This window comes from Sphingomonas sp. SphC10 (genome assembly GCF_057004845.1).
The window spans coordinates 1464746-1488428 of record NZ_CM168044.1; the positions used below are offsets into that span (position 1 = coordinate 1464746).

The 23683-nt window shown below is 66.9% G+C and carries 24 protein-coding genes; 10 read left to right on the plus strand and 14 right to left on the minus strand.

The window, feature by feature from the left end:
- Positions 1 to 24: 24 nt before the first annotated feature.
- Both ACWKSV_RS06515 and ACWKSV_RS06520 read right to left on the minus strand, forming a co-directional pair.
- On the minus strand, positions 25 to 786 hold the full coding sequence (locus ACWKSV_RS06515) for an alpha/beta fold hydrolase (RefSeq protein WP_076716638.1): 762 nt from the start codon (positions 784 to 786) through the stop codon (positions 25 to 27).
- 250 nt (positions 787 to 1036) lie between these two features.
- Complete coding sequence (locus ACWKSV_RS06520) at positions 1037 to 1810, minus strand: DUF4019 domain-containing protein (RefSeq protein WP_191864526.1); 774 nt, start codon at positions 1808 to 1810, stop codon at positions 1037 to 1039.
- A 199-nt stretch (positions 1811 to 2009) separates the two neighbouring features.
- Between ACWKSV_RS06520 and ACWKSV_RS06525 the strand changes: the two genes are divergently transcribed.
- Both ACWKSV_RS06525 and ACWKSV_RS06530 read left to right on the plus strand, forming a co-directional pair.
- Complete coding sequence (locus tag ACWKSV_RS06525) at positions 2010 to 2543, plus strand: hypothetical protein (RefSeq protein ID WP_156361285.1); 534 nt, start codon at positions 2010 to 2012, stop codon at positions 2541 to 2543.
- Between the two features lie 105 nt (positions 2544 to 2648).
- Positions 2649 to 3293, plus strand: coding sequence for a YitT family protein (locus ACWKSV_RS06530; protein WP_056437974.1), 645 nt, complete (start codon positions 2649 to 2651; stop codon positions 3291 to 3293).
- 146 nt (positions 3294 to 3439) lie between these two features.
- Here the strand turns inward: ACWKSV_RS06530 and ACWKSV_RS06535 are convergent, their stop codons facing one another.
- From ACWKSV_RS06535 to ACWKSV_RS06570, 8 genes are all read right to left on the minus strand, one after another.
- Positions 3440 to 4468, minus strand: a complete 1029-nt coding sequence (locus tag ACWKSV_RS06535) for an aspartate-semialdehyde dehydrogenase (protein ID WP_056437978.1) — start codon at positions 4466 to 4468, stop codon at positions 3440 to 3442.
- 120 nt (positions 4469 to 4588) lie between these two features.
- Positions 4589 to 5875 carry a diaminopimelate decarboxylase gene (gene lysA, locus ACWKSV_RS06540; RefSeq protein WP_076716639.1) on the minus strand — a complete coding sequence of 429 codons (1287 nt, stop codon included), beginning with the start codon at positions 5873 to 5875 and terminating at the stop codon, positions 4589 to 4591.
- A complete protein-coding gene (locus ACWKSV_RS06545; protein ID WP_076716641.1) occupies positions 5872 to 6120 on the minus strand; it encodes a hypothetical protein in 249 nt (82 codons plus the stop codon). The genes lysA and ACWKSV_RS06545 overlap by 4 nt, the downstream gene beginning before the upstream one ends.
- Positions 6117 to 6527 (minus strand): hypothetical protein, encoded by a 411-nt coding sequence (locus ACWKSV_RS06550; protein ID WP_076716643.1) that lies wholly within the window; start codon positions 6525 to 6527, stop codon positions 6117 to 6119. Before ACWKSV_RS06550 ends, ACWKSV_RS06545 begins: the two co-directional genes overlap by 4 nt.
- Positions 6528 to 6541: 14 nt before the next feature.
- Positions 6542 to 6805, minus strand: coding sequence for a hypothetical protein (locus ACWKSV_RS06555; protein WP_076716644.1), 264 nt, complete (start codon positions 6803 to 6805; stop codon positions 6542 to 6544).
- A gap of 118 nt (positions 6806 to 6923) precedes the next feature.
- On the minus strand, positions 6924 to 7175 hold the full coding sequence (locus ACWKSV_RS06560; RefSeq protein ID WP_076716646.1) for a hypothetical protein: 252 nt from the start codon (positions 7173 to 7175) through the stop codon (positions 6924 to 6926).
- Between the two features lie 131 nt (positions 7176 to 7306).
- Positions 7307 to 8023 (minus strand): MgtC/SapB family protein, encoded by a 717-nt coding sequence (locus tag ACWKSV_RS06565; protein ID WP_076716647.1) that lies wholly within the window; start codon positions 8021 to 8023, stop codon positions 7307 to 7309.
- A 146-nt stretch (positions 8024 to 8169) separates the two neighbouring features.
- Complete coding sequence (locus tag ACWKSV_RS06570) at positions 8170 to 10437, minus strand: S9 family peptidase (protein WP_156884297.1); 2268 nt, start codon at positions 10435 to 10437, stop codon at positions 8170 to 8172.
- Positions 10438 to 10704: 267 nt separating this feature from the next.
- Between ACWKSV_RS06570 and ACWKSV_RS06575 the strand changes: the two genes are divergently transcribed.
- The 3 genes from ACWKSV_RS06575 (at position 10705) to ACWKSV_RS06585 (ending at position 12316) form a co-directional block, all read left to right on the plus strand.
- The gene (locus tag ACWKSV_RS06575; RefSeq protein ID WP_056437997.1) at positions 10705 to 11355 is read left to right on the plus strand and encodes a DUF6975 family protein; all 651 of its coding nucleotides are present in this window, start codon (positions 10705 to 10707) and stop codon (positions 11353 to 11355) included.
- 114 nt (positions 11356 to 11469) lie between these two features.
- Positions 11470 to 12015, plus strand: coding sequence for a CHAP domain-containing protein (locus tag ACWKSV_RS06580; protein WP_082442313.1), 546 nt, complete (start codon positions 11470 to 11472; stop codon positions 12013 to 12015).
- A 55-nt stretch (positions 12016 to 12070) separates the two neighbouring features.
- Entirely contained in the window at positions 12071 to 12316 is a 246-nt protein-coding gene (locus ACWKSV_RS06585; protein WP_056438000.1) for a hypothetical protein, read from the plus strand.
- A gap of 159 nt (positions 12317 to 12475) precedes the next feature.
- On the opposite strand, the gene ACWKSV_RS06590 is transcribed toward ACWKSV_RS06585, so the two are convergent.
- On the minus strand, positions 12476 to 13570 hold the full coding sequence (locus tag ACWKSV_RS06590; protein ID WP_191864444.1) for an anhydro-N-acetylmuramic acid kinase: 1095 nt from the start codon (positions 13568 to 13570) through the stop codon (positions 12476 to 12478).
- Positions 13571 to 13688: 118 nt separating this feature from the next.
- Between ACWKSV_RS06590 and rimO the strand changes: the two genes are divergently transcribed.
- Positions 13689 to 15029, plus strand: a complete 1341-nt coding sequence (gene rimO, locus ACWKSV_RS06595) for a 30S ribosomal protein S12 methylthiotransferase RimO (protein WP_076718233.1) — start codon at positions 13689 to 13691, stop codon at positions 15027 to 15029.
- On the opposite strand, the gene ACWKSV_RS06600 is transcribed toward rimO, so the two are convergent.
- Positions 15013 to 15402 (minus strand): MAPEG family protein, encoded by a 390-nt coding sequence (locus ACWKSV_RS06600; RefSeq protein ID WP_076716650.1) that lies wholly within the window; start codon positions 15400 to 15402, stop codon positions 15013 to 15015. The genes rimO and ACWKSV_RS06600 overlap by 17 nt on opposite strands.
- Before the next feature lie 360 nt (positions 15403 to 15762).
- Here ACWKSV_RS06600 and ACWKSV_RS06605 point away from each other — a divergent pair, with 360 nt between their 5' ends.
- Both ACWKSV_RS06605 and ACWKSV_RS06610 read left to right on the plus strand, forming a co-directional pair.
- Positions 15763 to 17163, plus strand: a complete 1401-nt coding sequence (locus ACWKSV_RS06605; RefSeq protein WP_076716651.1) for a serine hydrolase domain-containing protein — start codon at positions 15763 to 15765, stop codon at positions 17161 to 17163.
- The gene (locus ACWKSV_RS06610) at positions 17160 to 18539 is read left to right on the plus strand and encodes a leucyl aminopeptidase family protein (protein ID WP_076716653.1); all 1380 of its coding nucleotides are present in this window, start codon (positions 17160 to 17162) and stop codon (positions 18537 to 18539) included. The genes ACWKSV_RS06605 and ACWKSV_RS06610 overlap by 4 nt, the downstream gene beginning before the upstream one ends.
- Positions 18540 to 18645: 106 nt before the next feature.
- Here the strand turns inward: ACWKSV_RS06610 and tpiA are convergent, their stop codons facing one another.
- Positions 18646 to 19392, minus strand: a complete 747-nt coding sequence (tpiA, locus tag ACWKSV_RS06615; protein WP_076716655.1) for a triose-phosphate isomerase — start codon at positions 19390 to 19392, stop codon at positions 18646 to 18648.
- Positions 19393 to 19527: 135 nt separating this feature from the next.
- Here tpiA and ACWKSV_RS06620 point away from each other — a divergent pair, with 135 nt between their 5' ends.
- Both ACWKSV_RS06620 and trpE read left to right on the plus strand, forming a co-directional pair.
- Positions 19528 to 21474: a peptidylprolyl isomerase gene (locus ACWKSV_RS06620; protein WP_483666914.1), complete on the plus strand. Its 1947-nt coding sequence runs from the start codon at positions 19528 to 19530 to the stop codon at positions 21472 to 21474.
- Positions 21461 to 22966, plus strand: coding sequence for an anthranilate synthase component I (gene trpE, locus ACWKSV_RS06625; RefSeq protein WP_076716658.1), 1506 nt, complete (start codon positions 21461 to 21463; stop codon positions 22964 to 22966). Before ACWKSV_RS06620 ends, trpE begins: the two co-directional genes overlap by 14 nt.
- Before the next feature lie 276 nt (positions 22967 to 23242).
- On the opposite strand, the gene ACWKSV_RS06630 is transcribed toward trpE, so the two are convergent.
- Complete coding sequence (locus tag ACWKSV_RS06630) at positions 23243 to 23683, minus strand: hypothetical protein (protein ID WP_076716660.1); 441 nt, start codon at positions 23681 to 23683, stop codon at positions 23243 to 23245.

Genomic DNA, 23683 nt, shown 5'->3' on the forward strand with positions numbered 1-23683 from the left:
GTTGCGCGGCTTTGGTCGTCGCCGTCAAGCGGTGAGGAACTGCACGATCGCCGCGCCCAGCTCGGGCTTGGTGACCGAGGCCATATGGTTGCCCGGAATCTCGACATAGCGCCCTCGCGGCAAGGCCTCGGCCAGTTCGACCGCGGCGCCATTGTCGAAGTCGTCGACGCCCGCCACGACCAAGGTCGGCAGGTCGAAGCCCTCGATCGCGGAGAGCGGCGTGTCCGCAAAGGTCTGGAGGATATGGAGCAGCGCCACCGGATCGCCGCCGGTGGTCTTTAGGAAGGCCTCGGCCATCCATTCGGGGGTGCCGCGCTTATGCTCGCCCAGCCGGGTCAGGATATTGGTGAAATGCGCGACCCGGCGGTCGGTGTGGAGCAGCCCCTCCAGCCCCATGCCCGCAAAGATCGCCTTGCCGGGCTCCGCCCCGGTCGCAAGCATCCGGCTGACCGTCCGCGCGCCTAGCGAATAGCCGCCGAGATCGTAATCGGTCAGCCCCAGATGCTCGACCAGCGCATGGCCGTCGCGGGTCAGCGCGTCCTTCGGATAGGCGGCGGGGTCATGCGGCTTGCCGCTCTCCCCATGCGCGCGCAGGTCGGGCATGATGACCCGGTAGCCCTTGGCCGCGATGGCGGCGGCGTGGCCGTAGCGGATCCAGTTGGTATAGGCGTCGGAGAAATAGCCGTGGATCAGCACCACGGGCCGCCCCTCCCCCATTTCACGCCACGCGATCGGGGTGCCGTCGAAGCTGTCGAAGAAGCGGGTTTCGGGGGCGGTGTCGGCCAAGGGTTCGGTCTCCGGCGGTTAAGCTGTACGCGAACCTCCTAATACGGATCGGCCGGGATGTGGACCTTTCTTGCCGCCATTGCGCCATAGGCAGCGTCGACGTTCAGCGGTTCCGCGCGCATTCCTCGCGTATAGGCGAAGGGGAACCAGCGGGGCTGGTGGAGGAGTATCGCCCTCTCGATGGCGGCATACCCCTCCGTCAGGCCTTTCGGCCTGTCACCTCCCCTTCCAGGGGAGGAATGGAATGGCCCTAGCCAACATAGATACCGGCAACCCGCCACTCGCCATTCTCCCGCTCCAGCGTGACCGTCTCGACGACCGCCGCCGAATTGCCGAAGCGCGTATTGAACCGCACCATCCGATAGCCGGCAGGCGGTGCGGGAACATCGTCCTGGCTGAGCAAGGTCCGCGATACCGTCTTGCCCAGCGGGGTCCGCACCTTCTCCGAGGTGGCGGCCCAGACCTGCTCGGTGTTCAACTTGTGGAAGCTGCTCGTGGTCAGGCGGTAGCTGTCGGCCCAGCGCCCCTGGTCGATCAGTTGCAGGAAGTGCTGGGCGGCTTCGACCACCGCCGGATCGGTGGCTGTCGTCGTAGCCGTCTGGGGCGGCGTGGACGCCATATGGGTCAGGCCGCCAAGGGCGAGCAGGCTGAGGGCGAGGGTCATGAGTATCGCTCCGATGATGATCCGGGGACGGCGGATGCCGGTCTCCACGCCGACGATCGGCGTCGGGCTTTCATCCCTCATCGGCTCTGGCCGGTCCTCCCCGATCCTCTTGTCCCCCACATAATCGGGGGTCGGAAGCGATGCGTCGCCCTCCACCTCCAGCAGCATCCGCGCCGCCTCGCGACTGCTCGACACGGCCAGCTTGCGGCGGGCGTCGCGCAGCCGTTCGTTGATGGTGTGGACCGACAGGTTCAGTTCGCGCGCGATCGACTTGGCGTCATGCCCCCGAACGATCAGGCGCAGCGTCTGCTTTTCCCGGTCGGTCAGCGCGCCGATACCCGCTTTGGCCTGCATGGTCATGGTGCCGACTATGCCGGAGCCGGGCCTGCCGACCACCCTTAAAAAATTGTACCTTGACCGCGTCGGCACAAGCCAAAACGGCGCCATGAGTCCCATTCTCACCAGTCCGCGACAAAATGGCGGGAATCCGCGTTTTTTTTGTGATTCCGAGCGAGTCGCACGCATGGACAAAAGGGGTACAAGCCGTTAGCCGCCGCCCATGGCAGCATCCCTATTCCTTCTCCTGGCGGTGATCCTGGCGTTCGCCGGTGGAGGGGGCCCGTGGATGCTGATCGCCACGGTCGCGGCGGCGACGGCGGCGGGGACGCGGCTGCCCGATCTCGACACGCCGCTCCAGCTCCAGCATCGCAGCGCGCTGGTGCACAGCGTGCTGCCCTTCTACGTCGCCACGCTCGATCTGCGGACCTGGCCGGTCGCGGCGGGGCTGGGGTTCGGCGTGGGCTTTCATCTGGCGGCGGATCTGTTTCCCGGCACGATGCGCGGCTTCGCCACGATCAAGATACCGCTGATCGGGTCGATCGGGGCCTTTCCCTCCTATATCTGGATCGCGGTCAACGCGGCAGCGAACATGGTCGGCGCGTTCGTCATCCTGGAATGGATCGCCGCCGACCGGGTGGCCGCCTGCGCACTCGCTGCGACGGGCGTATTGGGGGCCAGCTATCTGTTGCGGACCAAGGGCGGCTTCTATGCGCTGGTGGTGATGATCGCACTGGGCTGGCTCTTCCTGAGCTAAGTCAGGCAATTGGCGTTTCGCCACGATTGCGATATGGGACAATCCTCTGCCGCCAAGAAGCAGGCCAATCGGGAGTGGATGCCGGACCCTTGATCCGGACCCTCGATGACCGCAGCAACTGCTTCCCCTGCCGAAACCCTGCCGCCCAGCCCGATCGGGCGTCCGCACAGCCTGCTTGAAGACGCCTATGCGATCTTCATCGGCGTGACGCTGCTGATCGTCGGGCTGATGTTCCTGAAGGCGGCGGGACTGGTGACGGGCGGCATCGCGGGCGTCGCGCTGCTGCTGTCCTATCTGCTGCCGCTGCCTGCGGGCGTACTGTTCACGCTGGTCAACATCCCCTTCTTCCTGTTCGCGCACAAGGTGATGGGCGCGCGGTTCGCGGTGAAGACGGTGCTGGTCAATATCGGCATCGGCGTCGCCTCGGCGATCACGCGGGTGTCGGTGCATGTCGACGGGGTGCACCCGGCCTTTGCCGCGCTGGTCGGCGGCACGGTGATCGGCATGGGCATCTTGTCGCTTGCCCGGCATCAGGCGGGGGTCGGCGGCACCGGCGTCATCACCATCTGGCTCTATCGCAAGCGCGGGTGGAATATGGGCATGACCCAGGTCGCGCTCGATATCGTCATCCTGGCGATGGCGATCCCGGTGGTTTCGGGTGTGCAGATGATGTGGTCGGCGATCAGCGCGGCCGCGATCAGCCTGATCCTGTTCGCCTGGCACCGGCCCGGATTGTATATGGGGCGGTAAACCCTTGATCCTCCCCGGTACGGGGAGGTGGCAGCGCGTGAGCGCTGACGGAGGGGGGCTTCCTCATAGGACACCCGTGTGGACGCCCCCCTCCACCACCGCTTCGCGGCGGTCCCCCTCCCCGTTACCGGGGAGGAATTTCAGGCTCAGTCGCCCTTCTTCAGATGGCGGCGGCCGAGCAGTTCGGCGATCTGCACGGCGTTCAGTGCGGCACCTTTCCGCAGATTGTCCGACACGCACCACAGCGACAGGCCGTTATCGACCGTCGAGTCCTCGCGCACGCGGCTGATGAAGGTCGCATAGTCGCCGACGCACTCGACGGGCGTGACGTATCCACCGTCCTCGCGCTTGTCGATCAGCATGACGCCGGGCGCCTCGCGCAGGATGTCCTGGGCTTCCTGCGCCGAAATCTCGTCCTCGAACTCGATGTTCAGTGCCTCGGAATGGCCGACAAAGACCGGCACGCGCACGCAGGTCGCCGTCACCTTGACCTTGGGGTCGAGGATCTTCTTGGTCTCGGCGACCATCTTCCACTCTTCCTTGGTCGAGCCGTCGTCGAGGAAGCTGTCGATGTGCGGGATCACGTTGAAGGCGATCTGCTTGGTGAACTTCTTCGGCTCGGCGGGGTCGCCGACGAAGATGTTGCGGCTCTGCTCGAACAGCTCGTCCATGCCCGCCTTGCCCGCGCCCGACACCGACTGATAGGTGGCGACGACGACGCGCTTGATCGTCGCCTTGTCATGCAGCGGCTTGAGCGCCACGACCATCTGCGCGGTCGAGCAATTGGGGTTGGCGATGATGTTCTTGGCGGTGTAGCCGTCGATCGCGTCGGGGTTCACCTCCGGCACGATCAGCGGCACGTCCGGGTCCATGCGGTAGAGCGACGAATTGTCGATCACGACGCAACCGGCGGCGGCGAATTTGGGCGCATAGATTTTGGTCGCGTCCGATCCGATGGCGAACAAAGCCATGTCCCAGCCGGTGGGATCGAAATGCTCGATATTCTTGATGGTGAGCATCTTGCCCGTCTCACCATATTCGATCTGGTCGCCCTGGCTGCGCGACGAGGCGACGACCGCCAGCTCGTCGATCGGGAATTCCCGCTCCGCCAGAATGTTGATCATTTCCCGGCCGACATTGCCCGTCGCCCCGGCGACCACCACGCGATAACCCATTATATCCTCCACTCGGAAGCGTGAGCCGGTAGCGTCATTGCGTGGACACGTCCACCAACTTTGCGAAAAGTGCGCGTTTCATCGGGGCAAGCGGGGGTTTAACGAACCCCCGCCCAAGCCTCAGGCAGCATGGTCGAACGCCTGCCCGTCCAGCCAGTCGGGTACGACCTGCGGCCGGATCGCCGTCGCATCGATCCGCGGGGCGATGACGGCAAAGCGATCGCCTTCGACCATGACTTCGGCCGCCAGTGCCCGGCTGTTGTAGCAGGACGCCATGGAGGCGCCATAGGCCCCGGTATCGCGCAGGACGGCCAGGTCGCCTTCCTTCACCCGGTCGATCAACCGGCCTGTGGCGAAGCGGTCGCTGCTTTCGCAGACGGGGCCCACGACATGCGCGCGCATCGTCGCACCGTTCGCGGCGACCGCCGCGAACTCATGCCAGGCGTCGTAGAGCGCGGGCCGGGCGAGATCGTTCATGCCCGCATCGATGACGACGAACGGGCATTCCTCGCCCGGCTTGACCCAGAGCACGCGGGTCAGCAGCACCCCGGCATGGGCGGCGATATAGCGCCCCGGCTCGAACATCAGGGTCACGTCCCAGTCGTGCGTCACCTTTGCCACCATCGCACCGTACGCGGTGACATCGCCGTCCGGGCCGTCGTGGTAGTCGACGCCAAGCCCGCCGCCCAGATCGACATGGGTGATCACGTGTCCCCGCGCCCGCAGCGCCGCGACCAACTCGCCGATCCGGCGATAGGCGGACTCCAGCGGCCCCAAATCCATAATCTGGCTGCCGATATGCACCGCAACGCCGCGCAATGTCAGGCCTAGCCGTTTCGACAGCCGGTCGAAGATGCCGATCGCATCCGCAAAGGCCACGCCGAACTTGCTGTCTCTGGTGCCGGTGGTGATCTTGGCATGGGTCCCCGCATCGACATCGGGATTGACCCGCAGCATCGCGGTGGCCTCGACGCCCATCCGGACGGCGGCCGCCGCCAGTACTTCCCCTTCGCGCTCGCCCTCCAGATTGACGTGGCCGACGCCGGCCCGCAGCGCCTGGGCGAGTTCCTCCGGGGTCTTGCCGACGCCCGAATAGACGATATCCCCGGCCGTCATGCCCGCTGCGAGCGCGGCAGTCAGTTCGCCGCCCGACACGATATCCGCGCCGAACCCCTCATCGCGCAGGACCGACAGCACGGCCAGCGACGGATTGGCCTTGACCGCGAAGGCGAGCGATTTGCGCGGGATCGGGGCCAGCGCTTTGCGGAACCGCCGGGCGGCGGCGCGCAGGGCGCTTGCCGAGTAGACATAGGTCGGCGTGCCCACCGCCTGCGCGATCCGGCCGAGCGCGACGCCCTCCGCATGGAGCGCGCCGCCCCGCAGTTCAAAGCCCGTGTCGCGGCTCATGACCGACGGTCCCGGCGAATGCGCGCGGCACGAATGGCCTCGGCGGTATGATAATGCCCGCGACGTTCGGCCCGGAGCGCCTGGATCATGTGCTTGCCATTCAGCATCAGCACGACCCCGCCCAGCGCCACAAAGAACCAGAACAGCGCGAGCAGCGACTCCGACGGCCCGCTCAGCGTCGCCACCACCGCGCCTATCGTCGTCAGGCCGCCCAGCGACCGCCACGCCATGTCCCGCCCGCTCATGCCGCCATCTCCTCGCTCGGATCGCCAATCACGCAGGTCGCAGCGGCGCGCATCTGTGTGCCGCACCGATGACAGACCAGAATATCGGCAGGAAAATCACGCTCCTCGGCCAGCGCGTCGGCCGTGTCGCCGCGCTCGAACACCAGACCCATCGCGGCATGGCGATGACGCCTGGCCGCAGCCCGCGCCCGGCCGATCATCGCGGGCGAACCGCCGAGCCCGCGTCCCTCGATCGCGGTGAAGCCCATCGCCCGCGCCTGTTCGGCAACCGCGATCAGGAAGCCGCCCGCGCCGCAATCGGCGTCGACGATCCGCACCGCACGGCGATGCCGCTCGCGCAGCGAACCCAGCGCCGCCTCGATCGCGGGCCAGCGGGGGTCGTGACGATATTTGCTGTCGATCTGCATGGTCGGAGCCTCCCTCACGCCACACGCGACAGGACGGGGGCGTCGGCCGCCACCGGGTCGAACGACACCAGCGGGGTCAGCGCATCTTGCGCAACTGCGACGCTGGCATGATAGATTTCGGCCTCCTCGATCGCATAGCGCATGGCCGCGCCACGCGAGATGAAGCGCCCTTCCAGCTGGCCTGCGCTATCCTGCACCAGCCAGTGACCCGCATGGTCCTGGCCGACATAGATAAGCTGCGCTTGGCGGTCGGGGTCGATAAAGAAATCAGTACACATGGATACGGGAAACCTCTGCCGATCGGGCGTTCGATCGCCCGCCCGCATCAGCTACGCGTCGCCCCATAGGGTTTCGAGATGGATTTCCCGCTATCGCATAGCGCCCGCATAGTGTCGGTCATATCCGCCGCCAGCGGGCGCTGACCTGCACCTCGTCAAACAGATGCTCGCCCATGATCGCCAGCGCGCTACCCAGGCTGGCGAAGAGGAAAGCTGCGGTCGCCAGTACATAGCCCACCAGCCCGGCACGGCCGCCATGCCCCGCCATGGCCATCAGATACGCGATCGCCCGCCAGGCAAGGACGCAAAGCCCGACGCCCAGCAATCGCAGCGCCAGTCCGTGCCGCCATGTCCGAACCCGTACCGCCATACCGCCTCCTCATTTGGTCGGCGGCTAATCGGGACGCGCATAGCAATGCGAGAGCGAATGGCCGGTTTCGCATAGCGCCCACATAATGTTCGCCCCGCATTCTCGTCGGGGGAGCCATGCGCTTCAAGGGCTCAGTCGTGCGTACTGGCGGCCCAGGTGGCGTGCGCGATGCCATGGACGGCCTGGAAATGGTCGGTGATCCGGTCGAGCTCGCCCGCCTCGACTATGGTGCTGGTCAGGGTGGCGGCGACGGTTACCTGCTCCTCGCCCAATTCCTCGATATCGAGTTCGGCTACCGGCAGCCCGGCGCGCTCCAGATGCTCGACCAGCATGTCGCCGACCGGCCCGGCCTGCGCCGCACTGGTGGTCAGGCTGACCGAGTAGGTCGCCTCGACATGGCGTCCCTCGACCGGGATTCGGTTGATCGCATCGACCAGCGGACGTAGCGCGGTATTGGCGATCAGGACCATGACGGTCAGCAGCACCGCTTCGGCCACCATGTCGCTGCCCGCGATCGACCCGACCGCCGCCGAGCACCAGAGGGTCGCCGCGGTGTTCAGACCGCGGACATTCATCCCCTCCTTCATGATGACGCCCGCACCCAGGAAACCGATGCCGGAGACGACATAGGCGATGATGCGGATCGACTCGACATCGCCGCCCAGCCGCTGCCCCAGATCGACGAACGCCGCCGCGCCGATCGCGACCAGGGCGTTGGTGCGCAGGCCCGCCGTACGCTGGCGATACTGCCGTTCGGCGCCGATCACGGTGCCCAGCACGAACGCGGTCAGATAGCTGACCAGCGTGTCGAGGAACGGCCAGAGGTGGAAGGTCTTCAGGAATGCCATGTACAGTCCGTAAATCCTCCCCGTTACGGGGAGGTGGCAGCGCGTCAGCGCTGACGGAGGGGGAGCGCCACACGGGTCAACACTCGCGGTACGCCCCCTCCTCCATGCTGCGCATGGTCCCCCTCCCCGTCCCGGGGAGGATCACTTTACTTCGTCGGCTTGTCCTTCACCGTCCGGTCCAGGAAGTTCAGGATCGTGTGCCACAGATGCTCCGACACGCCCGGCCCACCGACACGGTGGGTCTGGCCGGGGTAGAGCATCATCTCGAACGGGGTGTCGGTCTTCTGCATCTCGGCGGCGAACGCGGTCGCGTTGTCGAGGAAGACGTTGTCGTCCGCCATGCCGTGGATCAGCATCAGCGGATCGCGGATCTTGGCCGCATCGGTAATCGCCTGCGACGTCGCATAGCTTTGCGGATCGGTACGCGGATCGCCCAGATAACGCTCGGTGTAGTGCGTATCGTACAGCTGCCAGTCGGTGACCGGCGCGCCCGACACGGCGGCGGCATAGACCCCCGGCGTCTTCTCCAGCATCTTGATCGACATATAGCCGCCGTACGACCAGCCATAGGTCGCGATGCGCGCGGGATCGACGAAGGGCAGCGTCTTCAGATAGTTGGCGCCCGCCAGCTGGTCGGCGACCTCGACCGTGCCCATCGCGTGATAGATGGCATCCTCGAACGCCTTGCCGCGATTATATGAGCCGCGATTGTCGATCTGGAAGAAGATCCATCCCTGATCGACCAGATATTGCGGCAGCGCCCCCTGCCAGCCGCGCGTGACCTGCTGGCCGGTGCCGGGGCCGCCATAATGCTGGAAGAAGACGGGGTAGCGCTTGCCCGGCTCCAGCTTGGGCGTGATCATCTCCCAATAGAGCGTCGTGCCGTCATGGGCCTTGATCGTGCCGAACTTCGTCTCGCGGTGGCTGGCGAGATAGGGTGCATAGGGATGCCCGGCCCGGATCGCATTCTCGTTGATCCAGCTCAGCCGCTGGCCCGCTGTGTCGGCCAGATAGACCTGGGTCGGCTGGGTCGGACTGGAGCGCGAGACGATGAAGCGGCTGGCGGACGAGTCCATCGTGGCGCTGTTGGTATAGCCGCGCTCGGTCAGGCGGGTGATGACGTTCGGCTGGGCGATGTCGACCGCATAGAGATGCTGTTCGAGCACATCGTCCTTCAGACCGGTGAAGTATAGCCGTCCCTTCGCTTCGTCGACGCCGACAAGGTTGGTGACGACCCACGGCCCCTTTGTCAGCTGCGTCCACTGGCCGTTTGCAAAGCGGTAGAGATGGCCATAGCCGTCGCGCTCCGAACGCCAGATCAGGCTGCCGTCCTTCATCGGGCGATAGGCGTCGGACAGGTTCAGCCAGCTGCGATCGCCAGAACGCTCGGTGAAGAGGACGGCCGACTTGCCGGTCTTGGGATCGACGCGGAGCATGTCGAGCGTCTTCTGGTCGCGACTCTCGCGCTGAACCAGCATCGCCGAGCCGTCCGGCGTCCAGTCGACGCGCGCCAGATAGATGTCGGGATTGGTGCCGAGATCGACCTTCACCCGGCCCGACCCGTCCGCCTTCATGACGTAGAGATCCACCAGCGCGTTGGGCGTGCCTGCCGCCGGATAGCGCTGTTCATAGACCTTGGTGCCCGCCGCGCCGATCGCCGCGCGGACGGCGACCTTCACGGGCGCGTCATCGAAACGCTCGACCGCGATATAGCGTTCGTCGGGGCTCCACCAATAGCCGGTGAAGCGGTGCATTTCCTCCTGCGCGACGAATTCGGCCTCGCCGAAATGGACGGTGCCGCCGCCGTCCTTCGTCAGCGGCCGTGCCTCGCCACCACCCAAAGGCATGGCCCACAAATTCTGGTCGCGCACGAAGCTGACATAGCCACCCTTGGGGCTGACGATCGGATTCAGCTCGCCGCCCGGCGTGTTGGTCAGGCGGCGGACCGTGCCGTCGAGACCGGCCAGATAGAGGTCGCCGTCCAGCGGCACCAGGATCGACTTGCCGTCGGGCGCCCAGTCATAGGCAACGATGCCTTTCGACCCGCCGATGCGTGCGCGTTCGCGCTGCATCTTCTCGGCCTCGGACAGTTCCGCGCCCGAGCCGACCTTCTTGGAGTCGACCAGCATCCGCTCCTCGCCGGTGCGGGTGTCGCGAGCCCAGAGGTCCAGCCGCTCGCGCTCGTCGGCGCGCGGGCGCAGCGACGTCAGCAGCGTGCCGTCGGGCGACAGGCGCAGGCCGCGCGGCTGCGATCCCGACAGGTCGGGGCTGCCGAAGACACGCTTCAGGGTCAGCGTGCCCTGTTCGGTCCCCTGCGCGGTCGGCGCATCAGCCGACATGGCCGAGGCCCCCGAACCCATGGCGATCGACGCCCCGACCGACGCCAGCGCCAGACCCAGCACCCATTTGCGCATTCATACCACTCCGAACCTTGTCATTGCCGGGTTCCCGCCCGGCCATGGCGCGCGTTATCGCGGGGGCGCTGCCATCCCGCAAGCGCGATCCGGCACAGGGCACAGCGACGCCTGTTTTCCTGAAATGAATCAGCGGCGCAACTCATAACGAAAGCGTTCCAGATTTCGTAAACTCGGCATTAACGAATTTCCGTTAGGGCCGTTGTTCGGGTGCGACGGTCGAATGACGGTTCTGTCGCCTGCGCCCGGCCCATTATCGGAACGGACATGGCGACGAGTACCGCTTTGGAATTTCAGAACGATCGGCGCGGCGACATCCGTGCGATCCTGGCGCGATGGGGCAGCGCCGGGCATCCGCACGTGCAAGCGTTGCTGATGCCGCAGGTTCTGCTGCATGACCTGACCGATGCGGTTCATGCGGTTTGTGCGGTCCATGGCAATCATCCCTGCATGATCGATTACGCCATGGCGCGCGGCATCCAGATCGAAACCCTGCCCTGGCTGATCCAGTCCTCCAACGCCTTTGCCCTTGAACGCGCCTTTCTCGCCAATCTGACCTCGGCGGCGGGTCCGCTGCCCTCTACCCCCGGCCAGGCCCAGACCGATGCCGCGCTGACCCAGCTTCGCCATACGCTGGAAATGCTCGCCAATTCGGATCGGCGGGGCTGCGCGACCGGCGCCGTTTCGGCGCTGATCCTCGACTGGCGCTCGATCCGGCAGGTACTCGACCAGGCGGCGCGGCGCTTCGGCCTGTCGCCCGCGCCCGGCCAGATGCCCGAGCCGCTGTGTGACGTGGAGGATGACGAATCGGGCATCGGCCTGGCGCGCGCGCGCGGGTTCGGCGCGACGCAGCTGCTCGTCCAGCATCGCGGCCTGTGGGACCTGCTGGAGGCGCGGGCAAGCGCGCGGCGCGGCTGATGCAGTCCATGGAGGCTTCGACTGGTCGCGTCCCCGCCTCCGTCGATCTCCCTAGCGGCATGTTAACCATCTTGAACAGTTGGGTATTCACGCAAATCCGATAGCTTGATCGGCATGAGAGGCATGGTGTCCAAGGCAATCGTATCGCTCTGCGCACTGACGGTCATTCCGGCGGCCGACGCACACTCGCTGCTCGACTATGTCGGGCAATGCGTCCCCTTCGCGCGCCAGGCCTCGGGCATCGCGATCTATGGCGACGCCTGGACCTGGTGGTCCAAGGCGGAGGGCAAATATCCCCGCGGCCGCACTCCCCGCGTCGGCGCGGTCGTCGTGTTCGAGAAGACCAGCCGCCTGCCGCTGGGCCATGTCGCGGTGGTCAGCCGCGTGGTCGAGGACCGGGTGCTGATGCTGACCCACGCCAACTGGTCGATCCAGAACGGCCAGCGCGGCCATGCCGAGCAGGATGTGACGCTGTTCGACGTTTCGCCGGGCAACGACTGGAGCGAAGTGAAGGTCTGGTTCCGCGACTCCGAAGGTCTGGGTAGCTCGACCTACCCCATTTACGGCTTCATCTATGGCAAGGGCCATGCCGCGCCCGGCCTAACCAGCGAAAAGCCCGATTATGTCGGCGCGCTGATCGACGCCTATGTGGCACGCTGATTGCCAGGTTCGGGGCTGAGGGTGTAGGCTATCCTCCTGTCACGGGAGACGATCGATGGTGCTGTTCACTCTGTTGATATTGTCCGCCGCCCCGGGAACGCCGCCCTCGACCATGCCCAGCATCGGCCAATTGCCCGAACGCTGCGCGCCAAAGGAAACGCGGGTGAACCAATCCGCACCGGCGGTCGGTCTTCGCAAGCTGAATGAAATGCCTGATGCCGAGCCGCAGTTCATGGTGCTGCGCGAGGTAGACGGCTGCCCCGTTCCGGCGATGGTACGCACGAAAGCGAAGCGCCGTTAGTCCAGCTCTTATCAAATCCATCCCGGCGAAGGCCGGGATCCAGTCGGGTAAGCACTGGTAAATAACCGATCGACTGGCAACTGGACCTCGGCCTACGCCGGGGTGGAGTGCCTTAGGAAATGCGGCCTACGCGCCAACGCCACTGACAGGCGTAAGCCGTTACCCCGCCAAGGGCCGATGGACCACACCGCCGGTCATCGCCTCCGGCACGCCGGTCGTCCCCGGAAAGCTGATCGCACGCTCCCCCAGCCGCCGGACCGCCATATAGGCGAAGCCTTGCGCCTCCAGCGCGTCGCCGTCCCAACCCAGCGCATCGGTCGGCTCGGGCGTCAGGCCCGTCGCGGCTGCGATCATCGTCAGCATGGTGGCATTGTGCCGCCCGCCCCCCGCGACCAGCAATTGCCGGGGCCGCTCGGGTAGATGATCGAGCGCGCGGGCGACGGTCTGCGCGGTGAAGGCCGTCAATGTGGCCGCCCCGTCCGCCGCCGACAGGCCCCGCGCGGGCTGGATGGTGAAGTCGTTGCGGTCGAGCGACTTGGGCGGCGCCAGGTCGAACCAGCCATTGTCCATCATCGTGTCGAGGACCGTCGGCTCCACTCGCCCGCTCGCCGCCATCTGGCCGTTCGCATCATAACGCTGGCCGGTTTCGGCCTCCATCCAGCTGTCGATCAGGCCGTTCGCCGGACCGGTATCGAAGGCGACCAGCGCGCCGTCCGTCCCGATAAAGGTGATGTTGGCGACACCGCCGAGGTTCAGGATCGCGACCGGCTTCTCCAGATCGGCGGCGAGTGCGGCGTGATAGACGGGGATCAAGGGCGCGCCCTGCCCCCCCGCCGCAACATCGGCGGAGCGGAAATCGGACACGGTGACGATCGCGGTCGCCTCCGCCAGCGCCTGCCCGTCACCGATCTGCCAGGTCCAGCCGCGATCGGGGCGATGCGCGACCGTCTGGCCGTGAAAACCGATCACGTCGACCGCCGCCGCCTCGACACCCGCGTCGCGGAGCAGCTTCTGCACGACCATCGCATGGGTGCGCACGATCAGGTCGCCCGCCGCGACGATGGGCGGACTGGCACGCGGCCGGTCGAAGGTCAGGGCGAGTGCGGTCGCCTCGGCCAGTTCGGCGCGGGCGGTGTCGGAATAGGCTTCGGTACGAAAGGCGATGGGCCGGACCAGCGCCTCGCCATCGGTTTCGATCAGCGCCGCGTCCACGCCGTCCAGCGACGTTCCCGACATCAATCCGATCGCCAGCATCGCGCCCTATCCTCTCGCTTCCACGCCCATCCATGCCGGGATCGCGCGCGCCTGTCGACCGGACTTCGCGCACCATCTGGAAAAGCGTCGCGTTTTGGCCTATGTGCGCGCGTATCCCATGGCAACCAAACTCCCTACTCCGCCGCGTGTCGGCATGGTCTCGCTCGGCTGTCCCAAGAATCTGGTCGACAGCGAACGCATCCTGACCCAGCTGCGCGCCGACGGCTATCAGATGTCGCCCGACTATGCCGGGGCCGATGTCGTGCTGGTCAACACCTGCGGCTTTCTCGACTCCGCCAAGGAGGAGAGCCTGGAGGCGATCGGCGAGGCGATCAAGGAGAACGGCCGCGTCATCGTGACCGGCTGCATGGGCAAGGAAGCCGAGGCGATCCGCACCCGCTTCCCGGACGTGCTCGCGATCACCGGCGCGCATGAATATGAACAGGTGGTCGAGGCCGTGCACGCCGCCGCGCCGGCGAACCTGTCTCCCTATATCGACCTGATTCCCGATGCGGGCCTGAAGCTGACCCCGCGTCATTACAGCTATCTGAAGATTTCGGAGGGCTGCAACCACCGGTGCAGCTTCTGCATCATCCCCAGCTTGCGCGGCGATCTGGTCAGCCGCCGCCCCGACGCGATCCTGCGCGAGGCGGAAAAGCTGGTCGCGGCGGGCACACGCGAGCTGCTGGTCATCAGCCAGGACACCTCGGCCTACGGCATCGACATCCGCAAGCAACCCCGGATGTGGAAGGGGCAGGAGGTCGTGCCGCACATGACCGACCTCGCCCGCGAACTGGGCAAGATCGCGCCCTGGGTTCGGCTGCACTATGTCTATCCCTATCCGCATGTGGATCAGGTGATCCCGCTGATGGCGGAAGGCCTGGTGCTGCCCTATCTGGACATTCCGTTCCAGCATGCCGCGCCCTCTGTGCTCAAGCGGATGAAGCGCCCCGGCAACGACGCCAAGGTGCTGCAGCGCATCCACCAGTGGCGCGACATCTGCCCCGACATCGCCATCCGCTCGACCTTCGTCGTCGGCTTCCCCGGCGAGACGGAGGAGGATTTCGAATATTTGCTCGACTGGCTGGATGAAGCCCAGCTCGACCGCGTCGGCGCCTTCCGCTTCGAGCCGGTCGAGGGTGCCGCCGCCAATGCCCTGCCCGATCACGTCCCCGAGGCGGTGAAGGAAGAGCGTTACGCGCGAATCATGGAAAAGACCGCCGCCATCTCAGCCGCCAAGCTCGCCGCCAAGGTCGGCCGCACTCTGCCCGTCATCATCGACGCGGTGGACGAGGAAGGCGGCGCCACCGGCCGGTCCCAGGCCGACGCGCCCGAGATCGACGGCGAAGTCTTCCTGCGCGACGCCGGGCATCTGGCGGTCGGCGATATCGTGAAGGTCGAGATCGAGGATGCCGACGAGCACGACCTTTACGGCGTTCCCGTCACAGGAAACGCATAAGCATCATCACCAGGCCGACCATCGACACGAGATAGGCCAGCGACCGCACATAACGGACGCCGAAGATATAGAGCGGCACATAGGCGACCCGCGCGAGGAACCACACCCACGCGCCGGTCGCCGCGATCCCGCCGCTCTGCCCCGTAACCGCCAAGCCTAGCGCCAGTGCGATGAATATCGGCCAGGTCTCACGAAAATTGGCGGACGCCCGTTCGGCCCGCCCCGCATAGCGCCCGAGCGGCGCAGGCGTGCCGTCGCGCGGGCCCGCGTTCCAGCCGATGCCCCGATCCAAAGTCGCCAGCTGCGATTGCAGCGCGATGTGGACGAACAACAGGATGATCGACCAACCGAGGATGGTCAGTTCGGTGGTCATTCCGGTTCTCCCCTTATCATACTACCCCGGCGACGGCCGGGGTCCAGATGCACGCCGCCCAAGGCATGCGATGCCTTGTCCAACGCAAGGCGCCGCGACTGGACCCCGGCCTTCGCCGGGGTGGGGCGGAAATTTATGCCCAGGTCCGTTCAGCCTGAGCATAGTCGAAGGCCAAGGGAGAGGCTCTCCAAGTGCCGCCAGCCACGCTCGACGAAAGGGTTAGTGTGGGCTTCGACTTCGCTCAGCCTGAACGACTGTTGGGATACTGGTCCAAGCACCCCTCGCTCCGTTCAAGCTGAGCGAAGTCGAAGTCCCCCACCCCTGTTGCGCCGCCCCCGCAAACCTGCTTCCTTGGCGGGCATGAGATACCCCATTTTGCTGGCGGCGATTGCGTTCATCGCCCCCGCCCCGCTCATCGCCCAGGCCCTGACCCCGGCGGAAACCCAGAAGATCGATGCCCTGGTGATGAAGACGCTGGCCGATACCGGCGTCCCCTCCGCCTCGATCGCGGTGGTGCGCGGCGGCAGGATCGTCCTCGCCAAGGCCTATGGCAAACAGTTCGAGGGGCAGACCGGCCCCGCCGACGCCAAGCTGCCCTATCAGATCGCTTCGGTGTCCAAGCAGTTCACCGCCACCGCCGTCCAGTTGCTGGCCGACGACGGCAAGCTCTCGCTCGACGACACGGTGTCCAAATATGTGCCGGGCATCACGGACGGCGACACGATCACCATCCGCCAACTGCTGAGCCACACTTCGGGCCTGCGCGACTATTGGCCGCAGGATTACAGCTTCAAGGCGATGGCGACGCCGACCACGCCGCAAGGCATCGTCGACCGCTGGGCCAAGGCGCCGCTCGACTTCCGGCCCGGCACGCAATGGCAATATTCCAACACCGGCTATGTCGTCGCGGGCATGATCGTCGAGAAGGTGTCGGGCCAGCCTCTCCTTCAGTTTCTTCAGACCCGCGTCTTCCAGCCGCTGGGCATTCGCGCGTTAGATCAGGACAAGGCGGTCGGTCCGGGCTTCCCACAGGGCTATCTGCGCCATGCGCTCGGCCCCGTCCGGGTCGAGACGCCCGCCGCCCCCGGCTGGCTCTATGCGGCGGGCGAGCTATCCATGTCGCCCCAGGACCTTGCCAAATGGGACGTCGCGCGGATGAACCGCACGCTGCTGCCCGCAAAGGACTGGGCGGAGCAGGAAAATCCCGTCAAGCTGACCGACGGCTCGAACACCAATTACGGGCTGGGCGTGGGCGTCGGCACCGCCGATGGCCGCCGCTTCGTCGAGCATAGCGGCGAAGCGGTCGGCTTCCTGACCGAGAATATCGTCTATCCGGACGACAAGGCCGCGGTGGTCGTCGCGGTCAACGCCTGGTTTGCCGACGCGCAGAGCCGGATCGCCAAGGGCATCTCCGACATCGTCCTGCCCGCGCCCCAGGCCAATGCCGAGGACGCCGCCGCGCTCGACCGGACCAAGCGGGTGTACGCACAGCTCCAGGCGGGCCAACTCGACCGTGCGCTGCTGACCGAGGATGCGGCCTATTATTTCACGCCGACGGCGCTGGCCGATTACCGAACCAGCCTGTCGCCCCTGGGTGCGCCGACCAAGATCGAACAGGCGGGGCGCACGCGCCTGCGTGGCGGGTTCGTCAACCGCTCCTATCGCGTCACCTATCCCGGTCGTACGCTTCGGATCAGCACCTATGCCGAGCCCGGCACCAACGGAAAGATCGAACAATTCCTCGTGAGCCCCGCCGAATGATGGACTTCGCCCCCCTGCTCCAGCCCGATCGCGGCCAGCCCGCCCGGACGATCACCCTGCTGACCGCCGAGGGCTTCGCCGACTGGCTCGCACGCCAGCCCGTCGCCACCCGCACGCTGGCGACGGCGCAGCGTTTCGCCGCCAAGCCCGATACGCATCTGCTCGTACCCCATGACGGCGAGGTGGCGGTGGTCGCGGGCGTCGCAAAGGCAACCGGACCTTGGGCGCTGGCCAAGCTGGCCGAGGCCCTGCCCGAAGGCCAGTATCGACTCGACGGCGCGGGGGTCGGCGCGAACGCGCTGGGCTGGCTGCTCGGCCAGTATCGCTTCACCCGTTATCGCAAGGGCGATGACAACGGCCCTCGCGTGCTGCTGACCCGCGATGTCGCGCACCGGGACGAAGTGATCCGCCTCGCCGCCGCGACCGCGCAGGTCCGCGATCTGGTCAACACGGGTGCGGGCGATCTCGGTCCTGCCGAACTGGAGGCGGAGGCCGAGGCACTGGCCCGCACCCATCACGCGCAGATCATGGTGACCAGCGGCGAGACGCTGGCCCGCGACTATCCGATGATCCACGCCGTCGGACAGGCCGCCACGCGCGAGCGTGCGCCCCGGCTGATCGAGCTGTACTGGGGCGATCCCGCCCATCCGCGCATCGCGATCGTCGGCAAGGGCGTGTGCTTCGACACGGGCGGGCTGGACATCAAGCCCTCTGCGGGCATGCGGCTGATGAAGAAGGACATGGGCGGTGCCGCGCATGCGCTGGCGCTGGCGAGCCTGGTGATGGCGGCGCGGTTGCCGGTGCGGCTGCACCTGTTGATCCCGGCGGTCGAGAATGCGGTATCGGCGGCGTCCTTCCGCCCCGGTGATGTGCTGAAGACCCGCAAGGGCCTGACGGTCGAGAACACCAACACCGATGCGGAAGGCCGGTTGATCCTGGGCGACGCGCTGACCCGCGCCGGGGAGGAGAAGCCCGAACTGATCCTCGACTTCGCCACGCTGACCGGCGCGGCGCGCGTGGCGCTCGGCCCCGACCTGCCGCCGCTGTTCACCGATGACGAGGCGCTGGCGGCGGACCTGCTGACGGCGGCGGCGGGCGAGGACGATCCCGTGTGGCGGATGCCGCTATGGGACGGCTATGACGACATGCTGAAGTCCGACATCGCCGACATGGTCAATGCGCCCGATGGCGGCTTTGCGGGAGCGATCACGGCGGCGCTGTTCCTGCGGCGCTTCGTGCCGAAGGACACAGCCTGGGCGCATTTGGACGTCTTTGCATGGCGGCCCTCGGGCAAGCCGGGACGACCCAAGGGGGGCGATGCCTATGCCCTGCGTGCGGCGTACGCGATGTTGAAGGGGCGGTATTCGGGGCATTGAGGTTGTAGCTTGGCCTTCGACTACGCTCAGGCTGAACGGGGGTTGGGGACCGTACCTGACAGCCGTTCACGCCGAGCGAAGCCGAAGGCCACGCCCCGCCACGCCGTTACAATCCCGCCGCCGCCTCGATGATCGGCACGAACTTCGCGGCGGTCAGGCTCGCCCCGCCGACCAGCGCGCCGTCGACATTCTCGACCGCCAGCAGCACGGCGGCATTCTCGCCCGTCACCGAACCGCCATACAGGATCCGCACCCCGTCCGCCGCATCGCCGATCAGCATGCGAAGCTTGGCCCGCGCGATGGCATGGATGCTGGCGATCTCGTCGACTGTCGGCGTCCGCCCCGTCCCGATCGCCCAGCGCGGTTCATAGGCCAGCGTGAACCAGCTGCCGTCTGCATTGTCGGGGACCGACTTCTCGATCTGCGCCTGCACCACCCGCTCGGCTCGACCCGCATTACGCTCAGCCTCGGTCTCGCCGCAGCAGAGGATGACGTTCAGCCCCTGGCGATGCGCCGCCGCCGCCTTGGCCCAGGCATCCTGGCTGGTCTCGCCCTGATCGGCACGGCGTTCCGAGTGGCCGACGATGGTGAAGCTGGCCCCCGCTTCCTGGACCATGCCTGCCGAGACGCAGCCGGTATGCGCGCCCGAATCGCGCTCATGTACATCCTCCGCCCCGATGGCGAGGCCGGGCACGCGCTCGGCTGCGGGCGCGATCAGGGTGAAGGGCACGGCGACCGCCACATCGACGTTCGGCGCCGTCTCGGCAGCCTTTGCGATGGCGTCCAGCTCGGCCAACGCGGCGCGCGAACCGTTCATCTTCCAGTTGCCCGCCACCAATTTGCGCCGTGCCATATGAGGCTCCCAGATTGAGTCGCATGTTATACGTGTTCAACACCGATAGCGGATCGTGGATTTCGCACAAGCTTGATGCCGAGCGACCTCGCCCCTAAAGCGGGACACGTTTTTGTCTTTGCCGATCGGTCGTCCATGCTCAGCTTCTTCCGCCGGATCATCAATTCCAAGGCCGGCGTCGTCGTGACCTTCATCGTGCTGGGCGTGATCGCGATCGCGTTCGCGGCCGGTGACGTCACCAATATCGCGGGCATGGCGGGCGGCCTGAACGGCTCCGACGTCGCCAAGGTCGGCGACGCGAAGGTGACCGCCAACGACCTGCGCACCGCTGCGCAGAACGAGGTCGCCGCCTATCGCCAGGAACAGCCGGGCCTCGACATGGCGCAGTTCATCGCGGCGGGCGGGTTCGAGGGCGTGCTCCAGCGCGAGATCACCGGCCTGGCGCTCGAACAGTTCGGCAAGCAGCAGGGCATGGTCGTCTCGCGCCGTCTGGTCGACGGCCAGATCGCCTCGATCCCGGCCTTTCGCGGCCCCAATGGCCAGTTCGACCCGGCGCTTTATCAGCAGCTTCTGGCACAGCGGAAGATGACCGATGCGCAGGTCCGCACCGATATCGAGCGTTCGACCTTCGCGCAGCAGCTGACCATCCCCACCGTCGGTGCGACCCAGTTCGCGACGCAGATGGCGCTGCCCTATGCCTCGCTGCTGCTCGAAAAGCGGCAGGGCGAGGTCGGCTATATCCCGACTCGTCTGGTCCCCGCGGGGGCCGCGCCGAGCGACGCCGACGTGCAGACCTTCTACACCCGCAACGTCCAGCGCTACACGCTGCCGGAGCGTCGCGTGGTCCGCTATGCGGTCGTGAACCCCGCCGCCGTCGCCGCCAAGGCGACTCCGAACGATGCGGAGATCGCACGCTATTACCAGACCAACCAGTCGCGCTATGCCGCGACCCAGAAGCGGGACGTGACCCAGGTCATCGTCGCCGATCAGGCGGGCGCCAATGCGCTGGCCGCCAAGGCCAAGGGCGGCACCTCGCTGGCCGATGCGGCGCGCGCTGCCGGGCTGGAGGCTTCGGTGCAGAAGGGCGTCGACAAGGCGGCCTATGCCACCCAGGCCTCGGCCGCCGTCGCCGATGCCGTGTTCGGTGCGCCGCAGGGCGGCGTGATCGGCCCGGTGCGCGGGACGCTCGGCTTCGTGGTCGCCAAGGTCGATGCGATCACCCAGGTTCCCGGCAAGACGCTGGCCCAGGCGCGCCCCGAGATCGTCACCGACCTGACCAAGCAGAAGCAGGCCGCCGCGCTGGGTGAGATGCGCAACGCGATCGAAGACTCGCTGTCGGGCAACGCCACGTTCGACGAGGTGATTGCCGACCGCAAGTTGCAGGCACAGACGACGCCCGCCGTCACCGCACAGGGCGCGGCACCGGATGCCCCGACCTTCCAGCCAACGCCGGAACTGCGCGCGATGATCACCGCCGCCTTCACTGCCGAGGATGGCGACGCGCCGCAGATCGTGCCGATCGGCCAGGACGGCGGCTTCGCGGTCGTCGGCGTCGGCCAGATCCAGCGCTCCGCCCCGCGTCCGCTGGCGCAGGTGCGTAGCCAGGTCCTGGCCGACCTGACCGCCGACCGCGCGCGTATCGCCGCCCGCACGCTCGCCAATGCCGTGCTCGCCAAGGTGAACAAGGGCATGCCGATGGCGCAGGCGCTGAAGGAAACCGGGCTGGCGGTGCCGCCGGTCCGCCCGATCGCCGCGTCGCGCCGCGATCTGGCCGCCGCGCAGAATACGCCCGCCGCCGCCCCGCTCGCGCTGCTGTTCTCGATGCCGCAGAACAAGGCGCGCACGCTGGCCGCCCCGCAGAACGAGGGCTGGTACATCATCCGCGTGACCAAGATCGAGCCGGGCAATGCGACCGGCAACGACGCCGCGATCCGCGCCGCGCGCGGCGATATCGGCCGCCTGATCGGCCGCGAATATGTCTCGCAGTTCGCACGCGCGGGTCGCGACGCCGTCGTCGTCAAGACCGACCCCAAGGCGGTCGCCAAGACCCGCTCGGAGCTGCTGAACAATGGGAGCAACTGAGCGCAGCACCGCTGAACGGCTGGCCGATGGCCAGCCGCAGCTGATCTGGCGTCGGCAGATCGCCGATACCGAGACGCCGGTCGCCGCCGCGCTCAAGCTGATCGAGCCGGGTCGCGGTGACTTCCTGCTGGAATCGGTCGAGGGCGGCGCGACGCGGGGTCGTTACAGCCTGATCGGCCTCGCCCCCGATCTCGTCTTCCGCGCCGATGGTCATGCCGCCGCGATCAACCGCCATTGGGCGACGAACCGGGACGCGTTCGAGCCGTGCGACACGCCCACGCTGGCTGCGCTGCGCACCCTGGTCGCCGAATGCCGCGCCGACGTGCCCGAGGGCTTGCCTTCGGCACTGGCCTGTCTGGTCGGATATTTCGGCTATGAGACGGTTGGGCTGGTCGAGACGCTGCCCCAGCCCGAGGCCGATCCGCTCGGCCTGCCCGACATGATCTTCGTGCGGCCGACGGTGATCCTGGTCTTCGACCGGCTGGCCGATGCGCTCTATCTGGTCGCCCCCGTGTGGCCCGATGCCGCGCGCGATGCCGCGCGGATGATCGCGGATGCGGAGGAGCGGCTGGACGCCACTGCCGCGCGCCTTGCGACCGCCACCCTGCCCGCACCGGTGCGCGCCGAACTGCCCGAACCCGCCTATGAACCCGCGCTCCCGCCCGGTCGCTATGGCGAGATGGTCGCGCGGGCGAAGGACTATATCGTCGCGGGCGATATCTTTCAGGTGGTGCTGGCGCAGCGTTTCTCCGCGCCCTTCACCCTGCCGCCGTTCGAGCTGTATCGCAGCCTGCGGCGAATCAACCCCTCGCCTTTCCTCTATCATCTCGACCTGCCGGGCTTTTCACTGATTGGATCGAGCCCGGAAATCCTGGTTCGCGTCCGCAATGACGAAGTGACGATCCGGCCGATCGCGGGCACCCGCCCTCGCGGGCGTACGCGGGCCGAAGATGCGGCCAATCGTGACAGCCTGCTCGCCGATCCCAAGGAACGCGCCGAGCATCTGATGCTGCTGGACCTGGGCCGCAACGATGTCGGACGCGCGTCCTCGGCGGGCAGCGTGCGCGTGACCGACAGCTATACGGTCGAGTTCTACAGCCACGTCATGCACATCGTGTCCAACGTCGTCGGGCATCTGGCCGATGACAAGGACGCGCTCGACGCGCTGTTCGCGGGCTTCCCGGCGGGCACGGTCAGCGGCGCGCCCAAGGTCCGCGCCTGCCAAGTCATCGCCGAACTGGAGCCCGAGCGACGCGGCGCCTATGCGGGTGGCGTCGGCTATTTCTCGCCCGACGGCTCGATGGACTCGTGCATCGTGCTGCGGACGGCGGTGGTCAAGGACGGTACCATCCACGTCCAGGCGGGCGCGGGTATCGTCGCCGACAGCGACCCGGCCTATGAGCAGCGCGAATGCGAGGCCAAGGCGGGCGCGATGCTCGCCGCCGCGCGCGATGCGGTGGCGCGTGCCGGTGAAGGCGGCTTCGGGCAGTAAGTATAGTCGGATCGGCAAAGGCGCTGTTCCCCGGCGAAGGCCGGGGCCCAGTTCCTACTGGGTTGAGAGTGTGCAAGACGCTGCATGGGAGGCCATTCCCCAACCGATAAAGCCTGTCACGAACATCATTGCGACCGGACCCCGGCCTTCGCCGGGGAACAGACTTGGGTCAGGCGGTCCCTACCCTGGATCGGGATGACATTGGGGCGTCCTTAGCCGAACCCCTCCCCTAAAGAGGAGGGGTGGATCAACGTGACGTCATCCTGCCCCCGGACATCACTCCCCGTCAGCCGCAGGCGGCGTCGCCTCGGCCCGGCGCGCACGGCGATCGGCCTGATATTGCTGGTTCCACAAAATGCTGCATCCGCTCTGGCCACCCGTGCCCACCGGCGAGCAGGTGTCCGGAATACCGCCCGCCACGCGACCGACCTGATCCATCGTCGCGGCGCGGTTGACCCAGCTCTGGTTCTGCGCCGGGATCGGCTTGTCGTCGCGCAGCGCCTTGGGAATACGATAGGGTTCGTCGTCACGGCCGCAGACCACGACTTCCTCCGCCGTGCTCTCGGGACATTTCTGGTCGCCGGTCAGCGTGACGTTGCGCACCCGCTTGGGCGGCTGGCCGGTGCTGGCCTGCGCCTGGTCCGACGTCGCCGCTTGCTGGGCAAAAGCCGTAGCCGGGGTCAGCAACAAGGCGGCAATCAGGGCGGCTCGAACCAT